18 protein-coding genes are annotated in these 20,648 nt (G+C 63.8%); 4 read left to right on the top strand and 14 right to left on the bottom strand.

Translation table 11 applies throughout. The annotated features are described in order from the left end of the window. Positions 1-22 precede the first annotated feature (22 nt). From fmdA to urtA, 7 genes are all read right to left on the bottom strand, one after another. Positions 23-1,201, bottom strand: a complete 1,179-nt coding sequence (gene fmdA / locus ACODSZ_RS03310; RefSeq protein ID WP_175343888.1) for a formamidase — start codon at positions 1,199-1,201, stop codon at positions 23-25. A gap of 50 nt (positions 1,202-1,251) precedes the next feature. Beyond that, positions 1,252-2,283, bottom strand: a complete 1,032-nt coding sequence (locus ACODSZ_RS03315) for an aliphatic amidase (RefSeq protein WP_488927034.1) — start codon at positions 2,281-2,283, stop codon at positions 1,252-1,254. 29 nt (positions 2,284-2,312) lie between these two features. Continuing rightward, a complete protein-coding gene (gene urtE / locus ACODSZ_RS03320) occupies positions 2,313-3,002 on the bottom strand; it encodes an urea ABC transporter ATP-binding subunit UrtE (protein ID WP_008329487.1) in 690 nt (229 codons plus the stop codon). Between the two features lie 25 nt (positions 3,003-3,027). After that, positions 3,028-3,795 (bottom strand): urea ABC transporter ATP-binding protein UrtD, encoded by a 768-nt coding sequence (gene urtD / locus ACODSZ_RS03325; protein WP_175343887.1) that lies wholly within the window; start codon positions 3,793-3,795, stop codon positions 3,028-3,030. Next, the gene (urtC, locus tag ACODSZ_RS03330; protein WP_488927095.1) at positions 3,792-4,997 is read right to left on the bottom strand and encodes an urea ABC transporter permease subunit UrtC; all 1,206 of its coding nucleotides are present in this window, start codon (positions 4,995-4,997) and stop codon (positions 3,792-3,794) included. Before urtC ends, urtD begins: the two co-directional genes overlap by 4 nt. A gap of 43 nt (positions 4,998-5,040) precedes the next feature. Next, positions 5,041-5,958 (bottom strand): urea ABC transporter permease subunit UrtB, encoded by a 918-nt coding sequence (gene urtB / locus ACODSZ_RS03335; RefSeq protein WP_008329495.1) that lies wholly within the window; start codon positions 5,956-5,958, stop codon positions 5,041-5,043. A gap of 118 nt (positions 5,959-6,076) precedes the next feature. Next, positions 6,077-7,333 (bottom strand): urea ABC transporter substrate-binding protein, encoded by a 1,257-nt coding sequence (gene urtA / locus ACODSZ_RS03340; RefSeq protein WP_008329498.1) that lies wholly within the window; start codon positions 7,331-7,333, stop codon positions 6,077-6,079. 502 nt (positions 7,334-7,835) lie between these two features. Here urtA and ACODSZ_RS03345 point away from each other — a divergent pair. The 4 genes from ACODSZ_RS03345 (at position 7,836) to ACODSZ_RS03360 (ending at position 13,963) form a co-directional block, all read left to right on the top strand. After that, positions 7,836-11,273: an ATP-binding protein gene (locus ACODSZ_RS03345; protein ID WP_175343886.1), complete on the top strand. Its 3,438-nt coding sequence runs from the start codon at positions 7,836-7,838 to the stop codon at positions 11,271-11,273. Next, positions 11,251-12,243, top strand: coding sequence for a response regulator (locus ACODSZ_RS03350; RefSeq protein WP_488927035.1), 993 nt, complete (start codon positions 11,251-11,253; stop codon positions 12,241-12,243). Before ACODSZ_RS03345 ends, ACODSZ_RS03350 begins: the two co-directional genes overlap by 23 nt. Positions 12,244-12,335: 92 nt before the next feature. Next, positions 12,336-12,533, top strand: a complete 198-nt coding sequence (locus ACODSZ_RS03355; protein ID WP_008329502.1) for a hypothetical protein — start codon at positions 12,336-12,338, stop codon at positions 12,531-12,533. Between the two features lie 230 nt (positions 12,534-12,763). Then, positions 12,764-13,963, top strand: a complete 1,200-nt coding sequence (locus ACODSZ_RS03360; protein WP_175343882.1) for an alginate lyase family protein — start codon at positions 12,764-12,766, stop codon at positions 13,961-13,963. A gap of 54 nt (positions 13,964-14,017) precedes the next feature. On the opposite strand, the gene ACODSZ_RS03365 is transcribed toward ACODSZ_RS03360, so the two are convergent. The 7 genes from ACODSZ_RS03365 to cobO are packed head-to-tail and all read right to left on the bottom strand — an operon-like array spanning position 14,018 to position 20,645. Then, positions 14,018-15,487, bottom strand: coding sequence for a cobyric acid synthase (locus ACODSZ_RS03365; protein WP_175343881.1), 1,470 nt, complete (start codon positions 15,485-15,487; stop codon positions 14,018-14,020). Then, a complete protein-coding gene (cobD, locus tag ACODSZ_RS03370; protein WP_488927036.1) occupies positions 15,480-16,490 on the bottom strand; it encodes a threonine-phosphate decarboxylase CobD in 1,011 nt (336 codons plus the stop codon). The genes ACODSZ_RS03365 and cobD overlap by 8 nt, the downstream gene beginning before the upstream one ends. Further along, a complete protein-coding gene (cbiB, locus tag ACODSZ_RS03375) occupies positions 16,483-17,442 on the bottom strand; it encodes an adenosylcobinamide-phosphate synthase CbiB (RefSeq protein WP_488927037.1) in 960 nt (319 codons plus the stop codon). The genes cobD and cbiB overlap by 8 nt, the downstream gene beginning before the upstream one ends. Then, positions 17,436-18,047 carry a bifunctional adenosylcobinamide kinase/adenosylcobinamide-phosphate guanylyltransferase gene (cobU, locus tag ACODSZ_RS03380; protein WP_008329506.1) on the bottom strand — a complete coding sequence of 204 codons (612 nt, stop codon included), beginning with the start codon at positions 18,045-18,047 and terminating at the stop codon, positions 17,436-17,438. The genes cbiB and cobU overlap by 7 nt, the downstream gene beginning before the upstream one ends. Then, entirely contained in the window at positions 18,044-18,715 is a 672-nt protein-coding gene (gene bluB / locus ACODSZ_RS03385; RefSeq protein ID WP_488927038.1) for a 5,6-dimethylbenzimidazole synthase, read from the bottom strand. The genes cobU and bluB overlap by 4 nt, the downstream gene beginning before the upstream one ends. After that, positions 18,712-20,043: a cobyrinic acid a,c-diamide synthase CobB gene (locus ACODSZ_RS03390; protein WP_008329509.1), complete on the bottom strand. Its 1,332-nt coding sequence runs from the start codon at positions 20,041-20,043 to the stop codon at positions 18,712-18,714. The genes bluB and ACODSZ_RS03390 overlap by 4 nt, the downstream gene beginning before the upstream one ends. Continuing rightward, positions 20,043-20,645, bottom strand: coding sequence for a cob(I)yrinic acid a,c-diamide adenosyltransferase (gene cobO / locus ACODSZ_RS03395; protein WP_008329511.1), 603 nt, complete (start codon positions 20,643-20,645; stop codon positions 20,043-20,045). The genes ACODSZ_RS03390 and cobO overlap by 1 nt, the downstream gene beginning before the upstream one ends. Positions 20,646-20,648: the final 3 nt, after the last annotated feature.

Genomic DNA, 20,648 nt, shown 5'->3' on the forward strand with positions numbered 1-20,648 from the left:
ACACACGTCACTGCGTTGATCGCTACGCTTTGCGACCCCAATAGGATTTATCGTTGAGCATGCCCTTGGGGGTGATGTCCTGATCGAAGATCGAGGTCGGCAAGGCCACCGTACAGGCACAGTTGGGAATGTCGACGATGCCGCCTATGCGCCCTTCCACCGGTGCTGCGGTCAGCAGCATGTAGGCCTGGCTGCCGGTGTAGCCGAAGTGGGTCAGGTAGTCGATGGCCTTGAGGCAAGCCTGGCGATAGGCCACGGTGGCATCGAGGTAATAGTTCACGCCGTTTTCCACGCTGATGCCTTCGAAGGTCAGCCACTGCTCGTAATGCGGCTTGACGATGCTGGGCATGAAGATGGGCGAGGTGATGTTGTACTTGGCCATGCCGCCCTTGATGAGATCGAAGCCGACGTGGCTCACGCCATCCATCTCGATGGCGCCGCAGAAGCCGATCTCGCCATCGCCCTGCGAGAAGTGCAGGTCCCCCATCGAGAAGCCGGCCCCCTTCACGTACACCGGGAAGAAGATGCGGGTACCCGCCGACAGATCCTTGATGTCGGTATTGCCGCCATGCTCGCGCGGTGGCACGGTGCGGGCAGCAACCTTGGCCATCTCCTCGAACTTGGCGCCGGTCAAGCCGCGCAGCACCGCCGTGCTGGGGTTGGGCGGCTGCGCCAGGCCCTTGGCGGCCAGCGGCGCTTCGCGGCGGTTCCACTCGGCCAGCAAGTCATGCGAGGGCAGGCACCCCATCAGGCCCGGGTGCGTCAGGCCGGCGATGCGCACGCCAGGGATGTGGCGCGAGGTGGCATACAAGCCCTTCAGGTCCCAGATGGCCTTGTCGGCTTCGGGGAAATAATCGGCCAGGAAGCCGCCACCGTTTTCCTTGGCAAACACGCCCGAAAAACCGACGGGTGTCACCGGCTTGATGTCCAGCAGGTCGATCACCAGCAGGTCACCCGGCTCGGCGCCTTCGACGTGGAAGGGACCGGTCAGCGGATGGGCGCGGGTCAGGTCGACGTTCTTGACGTCGGAGACGTCATCGGTGTCCTGAATCTGCGCGTCGAGGAAGTCCAGCGACTCGATCAGGATGGATTCGCCCGGCTTGACCGAGGCCAGGAACGGCAAGTCGGGATGCCAGCGGTTATGGCCCAGTTCGGCCTGCTCTGCCAGCGGGACGCCGGGCTTGATCTTGAAGTGCTGCATGCGATCTCCTTGGTGGTGGGTGTGTGATGGCGACCTTGGGACAGTGGGCCTCAGGCCGCCGGCTCGGTAGGAATCCCCGGCATCGGACATTCGGGCGTGCCGGCACTGTTGCGGGTCAGCGCCTCGACCTGGGCACGCGCCGCCTGCGGATCATTGACCCAGGTGCGATAGAAGTCGAAGGGACACTCGGCCACGCCCGCCGGCGATTCACCCGAATTGATCTTGCCGGTGTAGCCGCGATGCAGCAGCTTGTAGAGGTGGTTCTGCGACTGCCAGTGGCAGCGCGCATCGCGGATGGCCGAGACCGATAGTTCGGCATACTGGATGCCCATCTCCTCGGTGCCGCATTCGCCCAGCGTGCGGCCATCGAAACCGACGATGGCCGAATGGCCGAAATAGGAATAGACGCCATCGAACCCGGCGGCATTGGCCACGGCCACGTAGAGATTGTTCATCCAGGCCATGGCCTTGGAGACCATGATCTGCTGTTCCTTGGCCGGATACATGTAGCCCTGGCAGCGCACCACCAGTTCCGCGCCCTTCATGGCGCAGTCGCGCCAGATCTCGGGATAGTTGCCGTCGTCGCAGATGATGAGGCTGATCTTGAGGCCCTTGGGGCCGTCGCAGACATAGGTGGTATCGCCCGGATACCAGCCCTCGATGGGCGTCCACGGCATGATCTTGCGGTACTTCTGCACGATCTCGCCCTGGTCGTTGATGAGGATCAGCGTGTTGTAAGGGACCTTGCGCGGATGCTCTTCATGGCGCTCGCCGGTCAGCGAAAACACGCCCCACACACCGGCGATGCGGCAGGCTTCGGAAAAGATGGCGGTCTCGTCACCGGGGATGGTGGCGGCGGTTTCGAACATTTCTTCACGGTCATACATGATGCCGTGGGTGGAATACTCGGGAAACACCACCAGGTCCAGCCCCGGCAATCCCTGTTTCATGCCGACCAGCATGGCGGCGATCTTCCTGGCGTTCTCCAGCACCTCTGCGCGTGTATGCAGGCGCGGCATCTTGTAGTTCACCACGGCCACGCCGACGGCGTCGCGGCTACTTGAAATGTCTCCATGTCGCATGGGCTTGCTCCTCTGAAAAGACGGTCAGATCAGACCGACAGATACTTGCTGATGGTGGGCGCATCGACGTTCTCGCGCGTGTCTTCATAGACGAAGCGGCCCTTGTCGATGACCAGGAAGCGATCGGCAATCTCCAGCGTGAAGCTCAGCACCTGCTCCGAGACCACGATGGTGAGCGCGCGGATCTTGCGGATTTCCTTGAGGCTCCTGGCGATGTCCTTGATGATGGATGGCTGGATGCCCTCGGTGGGTTCATCCAGCAGCAGCACGCGAGGATTGGTCGCCAGTGCGCGCGCAATGGCCAGTTGCTGCTGCTGGCCACCGGAGAGATTGCCGCCCTTGCGGGTGCGCATGTCATAGAGCACCGGGAACAGCGAATACAGTTCGTCGGGCACCTTGCCCTTGGCCGAGGCGGGCAAGCCGGTCTGGATGTTTTCCAGCACAGTCATATGCGAAAAGATCATGCGCCCCTGCGGCACGTAGGCCACGCCGCGCTCGACGCGCTGGTGGCTTTCCAGGCCGCCGAGTTCCACGCCATCGATGCTGATGCTGCCGCCGCGCAGCGGCAGGATGCCCATCAGGGTCTTGAACAGCGTGGTCTTTCCCATGCCGTTGCGGCCCATGACGGCGACGATTTCTTCCTTGGCCACCGACAGATCGACGTCGTGGATGACCTTGCTCTGGCCGTAGCCGGAAGCGAGTTGCGAGACTTTGAACATGGCAGGCTCCGAGGGTGATGGGCGTTCAGTGACCGAGATAGACATCGATCACCTTGGGATCGGACTGCACCTTCTCCATGCTGCCTTCGGCCAGGATCTTGCCCTGGTGCAGCACGGTGACCTTGTGCGCGATGCTCTTGACGAAATCCATGTCGTGCTCGATCACCACCACCGAACGGCCCTGGCTGATGCGGCCCAGCAGCTCGGCGGTCTTTTCGCGTTCGGACACGCTCATGCCGGCCACCGGTTCGTCCAGCATCAGCAACTCCGGCTCCTGCATCAGCAGCATGCCGATCTCCAGCCACTGCTTCTGGCCGTGCGAGAGCAGATCAGCCTGGGTGTGCAGTTGCTCTTCCAAAAAGATGTCGGCAGCCACCGCCTCCACCCGCGCCACCACATCCGGCGAACGCTTGAAGGTCAGCGCGCCGAACACCTTGCGGCCACGCGGGAAGGACATTTCCAGGTTCTCGAACACCGAAAGGTTTTCGTAGATGGAGGGGGTCTGGAACTTGCGCCCTACCCCCACGCGCACGATGGCGTGCTCGCTCATCCTGGTCAGTTCGTGGTTGTTGAACTTGATGCTGCCGGAGGTGGCGCGGGTCTTGCCGCAGATCAGGTCCAGCACCGTAGTCTTGCCTGCGCCATTGGGGCCGATCACCACGCGCACTTCATTGCGCTGCACGTAGAGATTGAGCTGATCGACTGCCTTGAAGCCGTCGAAAGAGACCGTCAGGTCTTCGATGGCCAGGACCGGATGGGCATCCGATTCGAAACCGATGGGGTTCTCGCTCATTTGCTGGCCTCCAGGGTGGCGCCCGGCTCGATGCCGTCACGCTTGGTTTCAGGGTTGGCCGGACGGGCCGCAGTCTTGACCGGTTCGGGCGCAGCCGGCATCACCGGCTTGGGTTCACCACGCAGCCTGCCCATCAGGCGCTTGCCCTGGGTCTGCCACAGACCAGCGAGGCCATTGGGGAAATACATCACCACCGCGATGAAGAGACCGCCCATCAGGAACAGCCACAGTTCCGGGAAGGTCTCCGAGAAATACGTCTTGCCGAAGTTCACCAGCAGCGTTCCATACACCGCGCCCAAGAGCGACATACGGCCACCCACCGCAGCAAAGATCACCATTTCGATGGAGGGCACGATGCCCACGAAGGACGGCGACATGAAGCCCACCTGCAAGGTGAACATGGCCCCGCCGATGGCCGAGAACATGGCCGCCACGCAGAACACGAAGACCTTGAAGCTGGCCACGTCATAGCCCGAAAAGCGCACCCGTTCTTCCTTGTCGCGCATGGCCACCAGCAGGCGGCCCAGCTTGGAACCGAGGATGTAACGGCCGACCAGGATGCAGCCGAACAGCAGTCCTGCATTGACGAAATACAGCACCAGCTTGGCGTGGTCGGTGCGGATATCCCAGCCCATCAGGGTGCGCAGGTCGGTGATGCCGTTGACACCCCCGGTCAAGCCCTGCTGGCCGATGATGAGGATGGACAGGATGGCCGCAATGGCTTGCGTGACGATGGAGAAATACACGTCCCCCACGCGGCGCTTGAACATCGCCATGCCGATCAGCATGGCCAGCACGGTCGGCACCGCCAGCACCGCAAGGATCGTGAAGGCAAAGCTGTGGAAAGGCTCCCACATGGCCGGCAAGGCGGTGATCTGGTTCCAGTCCATGAAGTCGGGAATGCCCGGCGTGGACTGGATCTTGGTGCTGATGGGGTCGGAGGCTTCGAGCTTGAGGAACATGGCCATGCAGTAGCCACCCAGGCCGAAGAACACGCCCTGCCCCAGGCTCAGGATGCCGCCATAGCCCCAGCACAGCACCAGGCCCACCGCCACGAAGGCATAGGAAAGATATTTGCCGACCAGGTTGAGACGGAACATGTCCATCGTCAGCGGAAACACCAGCAGCAGCAACACCGCCATGACCAGCAGGCCGAGCGCACCGGAGCGCCCACCCAACAGTTTTTCATAGGCTGCATTCATCATCGGACCTCGCTCATGTTGTGGGATCGGTAGAGGCTCTTCATCACTTGCGCACCTTGGCCGAGAACAGTCCTTGCGGCCGCAACATCAGGATCAGGATCACCGCCGACAAGGTCAGCACCTTGGCCATGGAACCGGTCAGGAAGAACTCCGCCGTAGACTGGGTCTGGGCAATCGAGAAGGCCGAGGCGATGGTGCCGATCAGGCTTTGCGCGCCACCGAAGACCACCACCAGGAAGGTATCGACGATGTAGAGCGAACCGCTGGTCGGACCGGTGGAGCCGATGGTCGTGAAGGCCGCACCCGCCACCCCGGCCACCCCGCAGCCGAGCGCAAAGGTGGTACGGTCCACCTTGCGGGTGTTGATGCCCACCGCCCCGCTCATGACCCGGTTCTGCATCGTGGCCCGTACCTGCAGACCCCAGCGCGAACGGAACAGCAGCACGAAGATGGCACCGGTCAGCAAGACCGTCAGACCCATCATGAAGAGACCATTCAAGGGAATGTCGATGGCATCGGTGGGCTTGAAGGAACCCATGAGCCAGTCCGGCAAGGTAGCGCTGACTTCCTTGGCGCCGAAGATGGACCGGAAGGTCTGCTGCATCGCCAGCGACAGACCCCAGGTGGCCAGGAGCGTATCGAGCGGACGCTTGTAGAGGCGACTGATGAGCAACAATTCGGTGAGATAACCGATGCCATACGCCACCACAAAGGACAGGACGATGGCCGCAAAGAAATAGAACGGCTGCAAGGCCGGTGCATAGGTCGTGGTCAGGTGCGACAGCAGGTAGGTGATGTAGGCACCGATGGTGAGGAATTCACCGTGGGCCATGTTGATCACCCCCATCTGCCCGAAGATGATGGCCAGGCCCAATGCCATCAACAGCAGCACACAGAAGACCGAGAGGCCGTTGAAGCCCTGCATGGCGAAGATGGCGCCGAATTCGGATAGAGAAACCATGATGACTCCCGACGGGGCAGAGTTGGAGAGAGGACGAAGGGGCGGCAGCGCCCGCATGTCACAACAGACGCCGCCGCTTTGCTGCACGAGGGGCTGGTCCCTGACCAGCCGATACGCCTTACTGATAGCCCTTCGGGAAAGGATTCGGCTCGATCAGCTCGGACTCGTAGACCACCTTGAACTGGCCATCCTTCTGCGCTTCGCCAATGCGGGTCTTGCTCCACAGGTGATGGTTTTCGTGGACCTTGACGTAGCCTTCCGGCGCGGTCTTGAGTTCGATACCGGGCGAAGCGGCCACCACCTTGTCGACATCAAAGCTGCCGGCCTTTTCCACCGCCGCTTTCCACAGCCAGGGACCGAGATAGGCTGCCTGGGTAACGTCGCCGATGACCGAATTGGCACCGAACTTGGCCTTGAACTCGGCCACGAATTTCTTGTTGTTGGGGTTGTCCAGGCTCTGGAAATATTTCATCGAGGCGAAGAAGCCTTCCACGTTCTCGCCACCGATGCCCAGCATTTCATCCTCGGTCACCGAGATGGTCAGCAGGTTCTGGGTCTTGGCGGTCACACCTGCCGCTTTCAACTGCTTGTAGAAGGCGACGTTGGACCCACCGACCACGTCGGCGAAAATCACGTCCGGCTTCTTCAGCTTGATCTTGTTGATGAGCGAACCGAACTGGGTATTGCCCAGCGGGTAGTACTCCTCGCCCACCACCGAGCCCTTGAGCACGTTCTCGATGTGCTTGCGGGCGATCTTGTTGGAGGTGCGCGGCCAGATGTAGTCGGAGCCGACCAGGAAGAAGGTCTTGGCCTTCTTTTCCTTGGCCACCCAGTTCAGGCCGGCCAGCACCTGTTGTGTCGCCTCCTGCCCGGTATAGAACACGTTCTTGGATTGCTCCAGGCCTTCATAGAAGGTCGGGTAATACAGCAGGCCGTTGTCCTTCTCGAACACCGGCAGCACCGCCTTGCGCGAGGCCGAGGTCCAGCAGCCGAAGACAGCTGCCACACGGTCGTTCTCCAGCAGCTTCTTGGCCTTCTCGGCGAAGGTCGGCCAGTCGCTGGCACCGTCTTCCTGGATGATCTTGATCTTGCGGCCAAGGATGCCGCCCATCGCGTTGATCTGGTCAATCGCCAGGCGTTCAGCCTGGATCGAACCGGTCTCGCTGATGGCCATGGTGCCGGTAGCCGAGTGCAACTGACCGACGGTCACTTCGGTATCGGTGATGGCCAGCTTGGTGGTGTTGACCTTGGCGGTCGGATACTGCTGGGCCGAGGCCATGCCCGGCAGGGCCGCTGCTGCCGCCCCGGCGGCCAGGCCCATCAAGATCTTGCGGCGCGGGAACGAGGGAGGATTGGAAGACGAGGAATGCGACATGCGGTACTCCTTTCGGGCGTTGTTGTTGGACTCGGTCTGGGCCATCGTGGCGTCATGCAGGCGATGAAACGAAGGCCCCGGCGAGGTACTGCCCGCAAGGTGAGAAAGATGCGCACCGCACCTGCCGTCTGCCCTTCGTTCTGGGACGCAGAATAGGTTCGCCGGTGCAGCGCAACAATACGTTGTTTGACGTAAGCCCCCAGCTGGTGCGCCACACGCGCCTGCACAGCTTTCGCCCACGATTTGCCTGCTGTTGGTGCGCACTGCCGCCGCACGGCGTCGGGATGCAGCGACAGGGCTTGCAAAAACCGCTGCGTTTTGGTGAATTCCCATGGGATGCCATGCGGCATCTACGTCATTTGACGTATGCCCTCGCGCTGCGAATGGTTTGAAAATTGCTTCACCATAAACACGCACAACGCAGATCGTGTGCGGCGCAACGAGACAGACAAGGCACTGACGACAACGACCGTCCGGATCCCCGACCTCACCAAGAGCCAACGTGACCCATCCCGCCACACAACGCATCGTCAAGGTCCGGCGCGACTACAACACCTGGGTCGCCAACGAAACGCTGGAAGACTACGCGCTGCGCTATACGCCGCTATCCTTCCGCCGCTGGTCCGAATTCCGCCTGGCCAATACGGCCCTGGGCGCGACCTCCTTCCTGGCACTGGAAGCCATCAGCGGCGCCATTACCCTCAGTTATGGCTTCACCAATGCCTTCTGGGCGATCGTCTGCGTGATGGTGCTGTTTTTCGCCACCGGCCTGCCCATCAGCTACTACGCCGCGCGCTACGGGGTGGACATGGACCTGCTCACGCGCGGTGCCGGCTTCGGCTACATCGGCTCGACCATCACTTCGCTGATCTATGCCAGCTTCACCTTCATCTTCTTCGCGCTGGAAGCGGCCATCATGGCCCAGGCCATCGAGATCTATTTCGGTCTGCCGCTGGTATATGGCTACGTGCTCTGTTCGCTCATCATCATTCCCATGGTGGCCTACGGCATCACCCTCATCAACCGCCTGCAGATGTGGACCCAGCCGCTATGGCTGGTGCTGCTGGTGCTGCCCTATGCCTGCGTGCTCTACAAGGAACCGGAAGCGCTGTCGAACCTCCTGAGCTTCGCCGGCCGCGCCGAGGAAGGCAGTTCCTTCAATCTCACCCTGTTCGGGGCCGCTGCCACGGTGGCCTTCTCGCTCATCGCGCAGGTGGGTGAGCAGGTCGACTTCCTGCGCTTCCTGCCGCAGAAGACCGCCGCCAATCGCGGGCGCTGGTGGAGTGCGCTGTTGCTGGCCGGCCCTGGCTGGATCCTGCTGGGCGGGGCCAAGATGCTGGGCGGCACGCTGCTGGCCTTCCTCGCCATCCAGCACGAGGTGCCCATGGCGCGGGCCGTGGAACCGACCCAGATGTACCTGATCGGCTACCAGTACGTGTTCGGCAATCCGGCCTTCGCGCTGGGGGCGGTCGTACTGTTCGTGGTGGTGTCGCAGATCAAGATCAATGTCACCAACGCCTATGCCGGCTCGCTGGCCTGGTCCAATTTCTTCGCGCGCCTCACGCACAGCCATCCGGGGCGGGTGGTGTGGCTGGTGTTCAATGTGTTGATTGCGGTGCTGCTGATGGAACTGGGCGTCTTCAATGCGCTGGAACATGTACTGGCGCTCTACAGCCTGGTCGCCATCTCGTGGATCGGCGCCGTGGTGGCCGACCTGGTCATCAACAAGCCGCTGCGCCTGAGCCCGGCCCACATCGAATTCAAGCGTGCCCACCTGTATGACGTGAACCCGGTCGGCGTCGGCTCGATGGCCATCGCCACCCTGCTCTCCACGCTGGCCATGTCGGGCGTGCTGGGCAAGACGGTGGCGGCCATGGCACCCTTCATCGCCCTGGGTACCGCGCTGGTGACGGCCCCGCTCATTGCCTGGGCCACCGGCAGCCGCTACTACATCGCGCGGCGCGATACGCTGTCCGAACAGAACTATCGCCCCGTCACGCCGGGTCAGACGCATTCAGTGCTCGATTGCGTGATCTGCGGCAATGCCTTCGAAACACCGGACATGGCCCATTGCCCGGCCTACCAGGGCGCCATCTGCTCGCTGTGCTGTTCGCTGGATGCGCGCTGCAAGGACCGCTGCAAGACACCGCGCGCACGGTTGCCCAACCAGATCCTGCACACCTTGCGCCAGCTGATCCCGGCGCGCTTCGCGGTCAAGCTCAATACCCGCCTCGGGCATTACCTGAGCGTGTTCGGTCTGCTGGCTGGCGGACTGGCGATTGTGTTGTGGATGCTGTATTTCCAGCAGATGGCCGATCTCTCCGGACTGACGCTCTCAGCCCCCGACTCGCTGCGCGGCGTCTTCATCAAGCTGTTCTGCCTCTTGCTGGTGGTGGTCGGCGTGGGTGCCTGGTGGCTGGTGCTGACCAACGAAAGCCGCGCCGTGGCCCAGGAAGAATCAGAGCGCCAGACCAATCTGTTGCTGCAGGAAATCGAAGCCCACAAGCAGACCGATGCCGAACTGCAGCGCGCCAAGGAAGCGGCCGAATCGGCCAACCTGGCCAAGAGCCGCTTCGTGGCCGGCATGAGCCACGAATTGCGCACGCCCTTGAACAGCATCCTCGGCTATGCGCAGATCCTGCACGTGGACGCCACCATCCCGCCGGCCCGCAAGGAAGCCATCGCCATCATCCGCCGCAGTGGCGAACACCTGTTGAGCCTCATCGACGGCCTGCTCGACATTGCCAAGATCGAGGCTGGCAAGATGCGCCTGGCCTCCGACGAACTGGCACTGGAAGCCTTCCTGGAGCAGATCGTCGGCATGTTCGCCCCGCAGGCCGAACAGAAGGGCCTGCACTTCCGCTTTGAGAAAAGCGGACGCCTGCCGCAGATCGTCCATGCCGACCAGAAACGCTTGCGCCAGATCCTCATCAACCTGCTGGGCAATGCCGTCAAGTTCACCGATCACGGCGGCGTCACGCTCAGGGTGCGTTATGCACGCGAGATTGCGTATTTCGATGTCATCGATACCGGCATCGGCATTGCCGACGACGACCTGGAACGTATCTTCCTGCCCTTCGAGCGCAGCAGCGCGGCCAATCTGCGCGAAGACATCGGCACCGGGCTGGGACTGGCCATCAGCCGCATGTTGGTGCACATCATGGGCGGCGAACTGGGGGTAGAGAGTCGGGTCGGGCTGGGCAGCAGCTTCCACCTCAAGATCTATCTGCCGCAAGTGCACGTACCGCGTCCGCGCATCAAGCTGGAGGATCAGATGTCGGGTTACGCAGGCCCTTCGCGCCACATCCTGGTGGTCGATGACCAGGCTTCGCAACGGCGCCTGCTCAAGGACATGCTCATGCCGCTGGGATTCGTGGTGAGCGAGGCCGACAGCGGGCTGGCCTGCATGGAGCGGCTGGGCCACGACATCCCCGACCTGCTCCTGCTGGATATCGCCATGCCGCAGATGGATGGCTGGAGCGTGGCACGCGCCATCCGCGCGCGCGGCCTTGCGCAGTTACCCATCCTGCTGGTATCGGCCAATGCCTTCGAGAACCTGCATGAGCGCAACGAGCCAGCGCTGGTCAATGATTTCGTGGTCAAGCCGGTCTCGTATCACGAATTGCTGGGCAAGCTGCGCCAGCATCTGCAACTGGACTGGGTGGCGTCGGCACAGCCTGCCGAGCCGCCGCCAGCATCGGCAGCGACGCAAGCCCTCCTGCTGGTACCGTCCCAGGACAGGCTGGCCTCACTGCTGGAGTTGGGCCGCATCGGCTATGCCAAGGAAATCCTGCGCCAGCTCGACGCCATGGAACGCCAGCAACCGGCCTACCTGCCCTTCACGACCGAGCTGCGACAGCTGGTCAAACAATTCCGCTTGAATGAATACGTCACCCGCATCCAGGAGCTGATCCGACATGATCTCAACGACGTTCGATAGACACGTGGTCCTGATCGTCGATGACATGCCCGACAACCTGGCCATGTTGTCCGATGCGCTCGATGAAAGCGGCCACATCGTCCTCGTCGCCACGGACGGACTGGCGGCGCTGGAGCGGCTGGACCACATCACGCCCGATCTGATCCTGCTGGACGCGATGATGCCCGGCATCGACGGTTTCGAGACCTGCCGCCGCATCAAGCAGGTCAAGCGCGTGGCGCATGTGCCGGTGGTGTTCATGACGGGACTGTCGGAGACTGAGCACGTGGTGCGCGGCTTCGAGGTGGGCGGCATCGATTACGTGACCAAGCCGATCCGTCCGCAGGAAGTGGTGGCGCGCATCGGCGCGCATATCCGTACCGCGCGCATGATGACGCAGACGCGCGGCGTGCTGGAACATGCCGCCCATGCGGTGATCGTGCTGGGCGGCCATGGCCTGCCGATGTGGCAGACCAGCAAGGCATCACAGTGGCTGGAGAAGTATTACGGTCCGGCTGCACCGAGCAGCCACAAGTTGCCGGCTCCCTTGCAGGTATGGCTCAACGAGCAGTTGGTACGGCAACGCCAGGGCGAGAGCCTGGACCGGGTGCCACCGCTGATCGTGCGACAGCAGCAGGACGAGCTGCACATCACGCTTTGCGGACCCGGGCAGGGGCATGGCGTGAGCCTGGTGCTGGAAGAAAAAACGGCGGGCGCCACCCAGCGTGGCGACGACGGCATGAGCCTGCCGCCTACCCTGGAGGGCGCGCGCCTGACGCCGCGCGAGAGCGACGTCCTGCTCTGGCTGGGCAAGGGCAAGACCAACCGCGACATCGCAGAAATCCTCGGCATGAGTCCGCGTACGGTCAACAAGCACCTGGAACATATCTTCGTGAAGCTGGGGGTGGAGACGCGTTCGGCGGCGGCGGTGCTGGCGAGCAGTCTGGCCACCTCTAGCGGTGCCAGCAGCGGGACACAGTTGCTGCAATGAAGCCGATGCAATAAAGGCGCACACGCCGGGCGAGTTTGGCCTATCCTTGCACAGGGCACTTACGCCCATCATTACCGAAGCAAGGAGGCAACATGCCCAAGAAAGAGAAACTGGACCCGGAAACTGAAGCCCTGATCCAATGGTGTACCGAAGTCGAGCAATTCCTGGTCAAGGGCGGCGCCACGCTGGACCAGGCACAGGAGCACATCGAAGAACAGGTGGAATGGTTCACCGACCTCTACTACGATGGCCTCACCCCGGAAGAAGCCGCCAAGGAAGCCCTGGCCTGACTCTTCTGCGCCACTCCCCCAACCGCATCCCGGCCCGCAAGGCCGGGATTTTCTTTGGCTGACATGCGGCATTGTGCCGCCGGGGCAGGCCAGCGGTCACAGGACAAGACACGTGAAACGCCTGTGATCTGAGCTGAACCCAGCCAATGTTACGCAGTCAGAGGACGAGCCCGGTTCAGTGATGCCAGGCTTTACAGGACACCCCACTGTTGCCCCTTCACGCGCACGCTATGCTGACAATTTTCTTTCAGACCACCCGAGATACACTTCGTATCGCCTTGCTTTGCCTGTGCGCGGCAAGCGCGCCGCTGGCAGTGGCCGAAGGCAGTGCCTTCGTTCATCCAGGCGGCTTGCACACCACTGCGGATTTCACCCGGATCAAGACCCGCCTGGCCGCCATGGACCAGCCCTGGACCGCAGGCTGGCGGCGTCTCACCGGCAACCGCCACGCCGGCCTCGACGGGCAGCCGGCAGCGGTTCCGGTGATCTATCGCGGCAAGGATGGAGCAGGACATGCCGAAAACTACAGCCGCCTGTTCAACGATGCCGCCGCAGCCTACGCCCTGGCCCTGCGCTGGAAAATCAGCGGTGATGATCGCTACGCTGCACGCGCCACGCTCCTGCTTGACGCATGGGCCAGCACCTTGCAGGCCATCGAAGGCAGTTCGGACCGCTTCCTGGCATCGGGCATCTATGGCTACCAGCTGGCCAACGCAGGAGAACTCCTGCGCGACTATCCACACTGGCCCGGCGGCGGCTTCAGCGCTTTCAAGGGCATGATGCTACGGGTCTTCTACCCGATGAATCACGACTTCCTGACGCGCCACAATGGGGCCCGCATCGATCACTACTGGGCCAACTGGGACCTTGCCAACATGAGTTCGATGATGGCGATCGGGATCCTGGCCGATCGCCACGACCTCTACCAGGAAGCCGTCCGCTACTTCAAGCAGGGAGCAGGCAATGGTGCCATCAACAATCTGGTCTGGACGCTCTATCCCGACGGTCTTGGCCAGATTCAGGAGAGTGGCCGCGACCAGGGACACAGCCTGCTGGACCTGGCCCTTGCGGGCACGTTCTGCCAGATGGCCTGGAACCAGGGTGATGACCTGTTCGGGTACGAGAACAATCGACTGCTGCGCGGTGCCGAATATGTGGCGCGCTACAACCTGGGCGATGCCGTCCCCTTCACACCCTATCACAACAGCGACGTGACGCAGGAAACCATCTCGCCCACAGGCCGTGGCGAACTACGCCCCATCTGGGAACTGCTGTACCAGCACTATGTGGTGCTCAAAGGCCTGCCCGCACCCGCCTTGCAACGCTTCGCCGAGAAGGTGCGGCCGGAAGGCGGCGGCGGCGACTACGGACCCAACAGTGGTGGTTACGACCAGACCGGCTATGGCACCTTGATGTACACCTTGCGTTAGCAAGCCGCCCCTCCGGCAGCGCCACGCATTCAGAGGTGCGCTTGGCCTGCCGTATTACTTCCGCGCAAACCGTGTCGGTACCCGCCGCAAGGCGTCATACAAGGGCCGGCAGGATTCGGCCAGACGCTCCAGGCTGGCCTCGCGCAAGGCATCCAGATCGACCGGCGCGCTGCCCGCCAATCCCGCCCAGCTCAGCAGTGCGCCAAAGGCTTGCGGTGTATCGAACATGCCGTGCAGGTAGCTACCCAGGATCTGCCCGTCGTCCGATTGCGCACCCTCGCCGCGCCCCTCGATGACGAACGCAGGACGCGCCAGCGCCGGGCCGGAAGACACGCCCATGTGGATCTCGTAGCCGCTGACCGTTGCAGCCGTCTCACTGAAGACACAGTGGCCGCTGACCTGCAGCAGCTTCTTGTCTCGCCTCAGTTCGGTACGCATCGGCAGCAGGCCGAGACCGACACTGCTGCCGGGCACGCCTTCCACACCATGCGGATCATCCACGCTCTCCCCCAGCATCTGGAAACCGCCACAGATTCCGATCAGCTTGCCGCCATAGCGCAGATGACGGGCAATGGCCGCCTCCCAGCCATGTTCCCGCAGCCAGTGCAGATCCCCGCGGGTATTCTTGCTGCCGGGCAGGATGATGAGATCAGCCGGCGGCACCGGCTGGCCCGGGCCAATGAAGCGCAGATCGACATCGGGATGGGCGCGCAGTGCATCGAAGTCGGTATGGTTGCTGATGCGCGGCAAGACCGGCACCACGATACGGAATTGGCCGCGACTCTCCTGCGTGGCTGCCACCGCATCCTCGGCATCCAGGTGCAACCCATGCAGGTAGGGCAGCACCGCCAGCACGGGCTTGCCGGTGCGGGCCTCGAGCCAGTCCAGCCCCCCTTGCAGCAGGCTGATGTCGCCACGGAAGCGGTTGATGACGAAGCCGATCACGCGTTCCCGTTCGCTCTCGGAAAGACAATCGAGCGTGCCGCTCAGGTGCGCAAAAACACCACCCCGGTCGATATCGGCCACGATGATGACGGGACAATCGACCGCTTCGGCAAAACCCATGTTGGCAATGTCGCGCGCGCGCAGATTGATCTCGGCCGGACTGCCGGCGCCTTCCACGATCACGCAGGCATATTGCGAGCGCAGCCGCGCATAGGATTGCAGCACGGCCTGCATGGCTTCGGTCTTGTAGCGGTGATAGTCACGGGCGTTCATATCGGCGCGTACCTTGCCCTGCACGATGACCTGGGCGCCGGTATCACTGGAGGGTTTGAGCAAGACCGGGTTCATATCGGTGTGCGGCGCGATGCCGGCGGCCTGCGCCTGCAGGGCCTGAGCGCGTCCAATCTCGCCACCGTCGCTGGTCACCGCACTGTTCAAGGCCATGTTCTGCGGCTTGAAGGGAGCGACGCTGATCTCATCCTTCTTCAGCAGGCGGCATAACGCAGCGGCCAGAGTGCTCTTGCCGGCATCCGACGTGGTGCCCTGGATCATCAGGGTATGAAAAGGAAAATCAGCCACGTTGACTCCATCTGTTCAGGGCCTCTTGCAGGCGTACCCAACCCGCCTCATCCGGCGGCAGTCCGAGGCGGATACCACCAGCACCGCGCGTGAAAAGGCGCACCCAGATGCCGACGCGCGCCATCGCTTCATGAAACGCCGGCGCCTGAGCTTCGGGCCACCACTGGAACAATGCCGTGCCACTGGCGCGGATGTCATGCTGCGCCAGCAGCGCATGCAGGCGCGCGCCTTCGGTCAACAGGGTCTGTCGCGTCGCAGCCTGCCAAGGGCGGTCGAGCAGTGCCGCGCTGCCGATCTGCTGGGCCGGACCGCTGATGGACCACGGCCCGAGCCAGTCAGCCAGCGCATCCAGCAAAGGGGCTGCCGCCCCGACAAAGCCCAGCCGCAAGCCCGCCAGCCCGAAGAACTTGCCGACCGAACGCAGCACGATCAGGCCCGGCTGGTGGCTGTGTGCGCACACGCTGTAACCATTGACGGTATCGCCGAAGGCTTCATCGACCACCAGCCAGCCCCCCCGCCCGGCCAGCAGGGCCGCCCAGCGCAGCAGGTCCGCCGGCGCGACCAGGGCACCGGTCGGATTGTTGGGATTGCACAGCACCAGCACCTCGCACGAAGTCTCGCGCACGGCCTGATCAAGATCGGCATACGCGACTTCACGCACGGCATGCCCCGCACGCCGCCAGCAGTGCGCATGTTCCGCGTAGATGGGGGCCGCCACCACTACCTGTGCAGGGCGGCGCTGTTGTTGCAGACGCAGTTGCGGCAGCGCCTGAATCGCCGCCTGGGTGCCTGCCACGGCCAGCAGACGCGGCGCATCGTAATACGCACAGGCCGCTTGCTCCAGCGCGTGTGACGGCTCGGGCAGGCGGTGCCAGGCGTGCGCCGCCGGTGCAGCTGCCGGGTAGGGTCGCGGGTTGATGCCGGTGGAGAGATCCAGCCAGTCACTGCGCGGACGACCATAATGGCGGGCCGCCGCGTCGAGGTTGCCACCGTGCTCAAGCATGGCTCGCCCCCACCCCGGTGACCAGGCTCAGCAGCGCCAGGGCGCCCACCACGGCCAGCCACAGCGCCGTGCTCATGGCCACCAGGCGCCAGGCACGGACGATGTCCGGTCCCTGCGGCGGCAGGCCCGATCCCAATGGCGGGCGCTCTTCGAGCTGGCCGTCATACCGGGCCGGACCGCCCAGGGCCAGGCCCAGTGCTCCGGCGCCCGCCGCCATCACCGGACCGGCGTTGGGGCTGCTCCACGCAGGCGCCTGCGTCTTCCAGCAATCCAGCGCCTGGCGACGCTGGCCCAGCCAGGCATAAGAGCAGGCGGTCAGTCGCGCAGGCAACCAGTTGAGGGCATCATCAATGTGCGCCGCGGCCCAGCCGAAATAGAGGAAGCGCGCATTGCGGTAACCCCACATGGCGTCCAGGGTATTGGCCAGGCGAAACAGCAAGGCGCCCGGGCCACCCGCCACCAGGAACCAGAACAAGGTACCGAAGACGGCATCGTTACCATTCTCCAGCAGCGATTCGACCCCGGCCTTGGCCAGCTCGGCTTCGTCGGACTGGCGCGTCTCACGGCTGACGATCAAGGAAGTCAGCCGCCGCGCCAGCGGCAAGTCCCGCTGCGCCAGCGCCTGTGCAATCGGCAAGGTATGCTCGCGCAGGCTGCGCAGGCCGATGCAGAAATACAGCAGCACCGCATGGATCCATGCCGCCATCCAGACGGGCAGCGCGGCCAGCAGCCAGGTGCAGGCCAGTACCGGCGGCAACACTGCCAGCGACCAGGCCAGCACGCCACGCAGGCGCAAGGCCGGGGCGTGATTGAGCCGCGCTTCGATGCGCTTGGCCAGATTGCCGAACCCGACCAACGGATGCCAGCGCCGCGCTTCCCCCAGCAGCAGATCCAGGGCCAGGCCCAGCGCCATCAGCAGCGCCAGCCAGGGCAAGGACAAGCCGCTCAGCACGCGCTGTCCTTGAAGGTCAAGGGCAAGCCGGCAGCGACCCATTGCACGCGTTCGCACAGCGCAGCCACGGCCTGGTTCAGCCGCCCCGCCTCATCGACGAACCAGCGCGAGATGGCCCCCTGCGGCACGATGCCCATGCCGACTTCGTTGGACACCAGGATGACGGTCCCCTGCACTTCCTCCAGGGCCAGCAGGAAATCGGCGCGTTGCTGCGCGAAGGCCGGGGGCGGCGTGACCGGTCCCAGTTCCGGATAGTCCACGCCCTCGGCAAAGAGCAGGTTGGCCAGCCAGACGGTGAGGCAGTCGACCAGCACCACGGTCTCGGGCCGGCTCAGGCAGCGCAGTGCGTGGCCCAACGCCAGTGGCTCTTCCACGGTACTCCAGTGTGCACCCAGCGCGCGGCGGCGTTGCTGATGATGGGTGATGCGCTCCTGCATCTCGGCGTCGTCGCGGCTGGCGGCGCGACTGGCGGTGGCCAGATAGACGATCTCGCGCGCGCCGCCGGGTGATGCGGCCAGCGCCAGGCGTTCCGCATGGGCGCTCTTGCCGCTGCGGGCGCCGCCAAAGATGAGGCTGCGGTGTCGGTTCGAGGATGCGGTGGTCATGCTTGCAGGTCTCCTTGCACGGGCCAGCGGTCTTCAAAGACCAGGTCTTGCAGGCGCTGGCGGCTGGCCCATTGCTCCTGTTCCAGCATGGGCTTGTCATAGAAAGCGGGGACGTGACCCAGACAGAGTACGGCGACCGGTTCGGCGCCCTCGGGCAGGTGCAGCAAACGGGCCAGCGCGGCCGGTTCGAACAGCGACACCCAGCCCATGCCCAGCCCTTCTGCGCGCGCGGCCAGCCACATGTTCTGCAAGGCGCAGGACAGCGAGGCCAGGTCCATCTGCGGCAAGGTGCGACGACCGAAGACATGGCGCTCGCGCTGATCCATGAGCGCAGCCACCAGCAATTCGCCACACTCGCGGATGCCTTCCACTTTCAGACGCATGAATTCGTCCTCGCGCTGATCCAGTACGCGGGCAGTGGCGATGCGTTCCTGTTCCACCAGGGCATGGATCTGCTGGCGCAGCGCCTGATTGCGGATGCGGATGAAGCGCCAGGGCTGCATGAAGCCCACGCTGGGGCCCTGATGGGCCGCCTGCAGCAGGCGTTCCAACAGCTCGGGCGCGACCGGGTCGGGCAGGAAATGGCGCATGTCGCGGCGCTCGCGGATGACGCGATAGAGCGCATCGATCTGCGCCTGAGGATAGCGATGCGAAACAGTTTGCGTCATGGCGCCCCACCAAGCAGCGCCGCTACCGTCCGTGGCGCCGAGCGGAAATACGCATGCAGATAGCTGGCCGTGACCTGACCGCGACGATAGACCACCTCCCCTTCCGAGGAATCGAAGAGTCGCTCGCCACGTGCCATGAACTGCGCCCCGACCACCGCCCGCGAATAGTGGAAGGTATGGCAGCGCAGATGCTCGCCCACCGCACCGGGCAGGTTCAGTTGCAGAGTCTGGTAACCCAGCCCTTGCAGGCGCGGCTGCACCGTCGCCTGGCCGGGCAGGATGCCGCACAGCTGGCCGCTGCTGCCGTCACCGGCGACGACGGTCTCCAGCAGGAACAGCATGCCGCCGCATTCGGCATAGAGCGGCTTGCCGGCCTCGGCATGGGCACGCAGGCTGGACTGGGTGCGCTGCGCGACCTGCAAGGCCGGCAGGTGCAGTTCGGGATAACCGCCCGGCAACCAGACCGCATCGCAATCGGGTAGTGCTTCATCGGCCAGCGGCGAGAAGAAGCTCACGTGCGCACCCATCAGCGCCAGCAGATCGAGGTTGGCGGTGTAGATGAAGGAAAATGCCAGATCGCGCGCCACGGCGATGGTCTTGCCCTCCAGGAGGCGCGGGAAGGCGCGTTCCGGCGGAGGCGTACCGAAGTCCACCGGCGCGGGCAGATTGGCCAGTGAAGTCGCTGACATTCTTTCGGCCACGGCATCCAGGCGTGCCTCCAGATCGGCGATCTCGGGCGCGGCCACCAGGCCCAGATGGCGCTCCGGCAAGGCGAACTGCATGTCGCGCTGCAGCCCCGTCAACAGTGGCACCGAGGGCCGCGCATTCTGCAGACCCTGGCGCAACATCTGCGCATGGCGCGGGCTGGCTACGCCATTGGCCAGTACCCCGGCAAACTTGAGCTCGGGACGATAGGCCAGCAGGCCCTGCGCCAGTGCGCCGATGGTCTGGCCCATGCCGCGCGCATTGATCACGGCCACGACGGGAATGCCCAGCAACTGGGCCAGGTCGGCACTGCTGGGCTCGCCATCGAAGAGGCCCATCACGCCCTCGACCAGCAGCACATCCGATTCGGCGGCAGCCAACGCCACCTGGCGGCGGCAATGATCTTCGCCTCCCAGCCACAGATCAAGGTTGATTACCGGCTGGCCACTGGCTTGCTCCAGCACCATCGGATCGAGGAAATCGGGGCCGGTCTTGAACACCCGCACGCGCTTGCCCTGCTGCCGGTACAAGCGGGCCAGGGCGGCGGTGATGGTGGTCTTGCCGTGGCCGGAAGCCGGGGCCGAGATGAACAGGGCCGGGCAGCGGTAATCCGGATGCGTCATCAGAATTCCACGCCTTTCTGCGCTTTCACGCCCTGCTCCTTGTAGGGATGCTTGAGCGGGCGCATCTCGCTGACCAGATCGGCCTGCTCGATCAGCGCCTCCGGTGCATGGCGACCGGTGACGACGATGTGCAGCATCTCGCGGCGCGCCGCAAATACCCGCAGTACTTCCTCCAGATCCAGATACTGGTATTTGAGGACGATGTTGAGTTCATCCAGGATCACCATGTCATAGCCGGGGTCCTGGATCATGCGCACGGCCTCGGCCCAGCCACGTGCAGCGGTGCGCATGTCGGCCTCACGGTCCTGGGTGTCCCAGGTGTAGCCTGCGCCGACCACATGGAAGTCGCATCGCGCGTGGCTGCCCAGGAAGTCACGTTCGGCGCTGTAGAGTGCGCCCTTGATGAACTGCACCACGCCCAGCCGCATGCCGTGGCCGAGGATGCGCATGCCCATGCCGAAGGCGGCGCTGGACTTGCCCTTGCCGGTGCCGGTGTTGACGATCAGGAGGCCCTTCTCCTTCCGGGCGGCGGCCTTCTTCTTTTCGAAGCCTTCCTTGTGACGCTGGGTCATGCGCTTGTGCGATTCGGGGTCGGTTTTCATGAT

Source organism: Herbaspirillum sp. FG34, from assembly GCF_057809315.1.

Excerpts from the sequence above, each read along its gene's own strand:
- cobU (WP_008329506.1), bottom strand. The coding sequence starts at position 18,047 with ATGACCACCGCATCCTCGAACCGACACCGCAGCCTCATCTTTGGCGGC.
- ACODSZ_RS03315 (WP_488927034.1), bottom strand. The coding sequence starts at position 2,283 with ATGCGACATGGAGACATTTCAAGTAGCCGCGACGCCGTCGGCGTGGCC.
- cobO (WP_008329511.1), bottom strand. The coding sequence starts at position 20,645 with ATGAAAACCGACCCCGAATCGCACAAGCGCATGACCCAGCGTCACAAG.
- fmdA (WP_175343888.1), bottom strand. The coding sequence starts at position 1,201 with ATGCAGCACTTCAAGATCAAGCCCGGCGTCCCGCTGGCAGAGCAGGCC.
- cobD (WP_488927036.1), bottom strand. The coding sequence starts at position 16,490 with ATGCTTGAGCACGGTGGCAACCTCGACGCGGCGGCCCGCCATTATGGT.
- ACODSZ_RS03355 (WP_008329502.1), top strand. The coding sequence starts at position 12,336 with ATGCCCAAGAAAGAGAAACTGGACCCGGAAACTGAAGCCCTGATCCAA.
- urtB (WP_008329495.1), bottom strand. The coding sequence starts at position 5,958 with ATGGTTTCTCTATCCGAATTCGGCGCCATCTTCGCCATGCAGGGCTTC.
- ACODSZ_RS03360 (WP_175343882.1), top strand. The coding sequence starts at position 12,764 with ATGCTGACAATTTTCTTTCAGACCACCCGAGATACACTTCGTATCGCC.
- urtE (WP_008329487.1), bottom strand. The coding sequence starts at position 3,002 with ATGTTCAAAGTCTCGCAACTCGCTTCCGGCTACGGCCAGAGCAAGGTC.
- ACODSZ_RS03350 (WP_488927035.1), top strand. The coding sequence starts at position 11,251 with ATGATCTCAACGACGTTCGATAGACACGTGGTCCTGATCGTCGATGAC.
- urtD (WP_175343887.1), bottom strand. The coding sequence starts at position 3,795 with ATGAGCGAGAACCCCATCGGTTTCGAATCGGATGCCCATCCGGTCCTG.
- urtC (WP_488927095.1), bottom strand. The coding sequence starts at position 4,997 with ATGAATGCAGCCTATGAAAAACTGTTGGGTGGGCGCTCCGGTGCGCTC.
- ACODSZ_RS03390 (WP_008329509.1), bottom strand. The coding sequence starts at position 20,043 with ATGACGCATCCGGATTACCGCTGCCCGGCCCTGTTCATCTCGGCCCCG.
- bluB (WP_488927038.1), bottom strand. The coding sequence starts at position 18,715 with ATGACGCAAACTGTTTCGCATCGCTATCCTCAGGCGCAGATCGATGCG.
- urtA (WP_008329498.1), bottom strand. The coding sequence starts at position 7,333 with ATGTCGCATTCCTCGTCTTCCAATCCTCCCTCGTTCCCGCGCCGCAAG.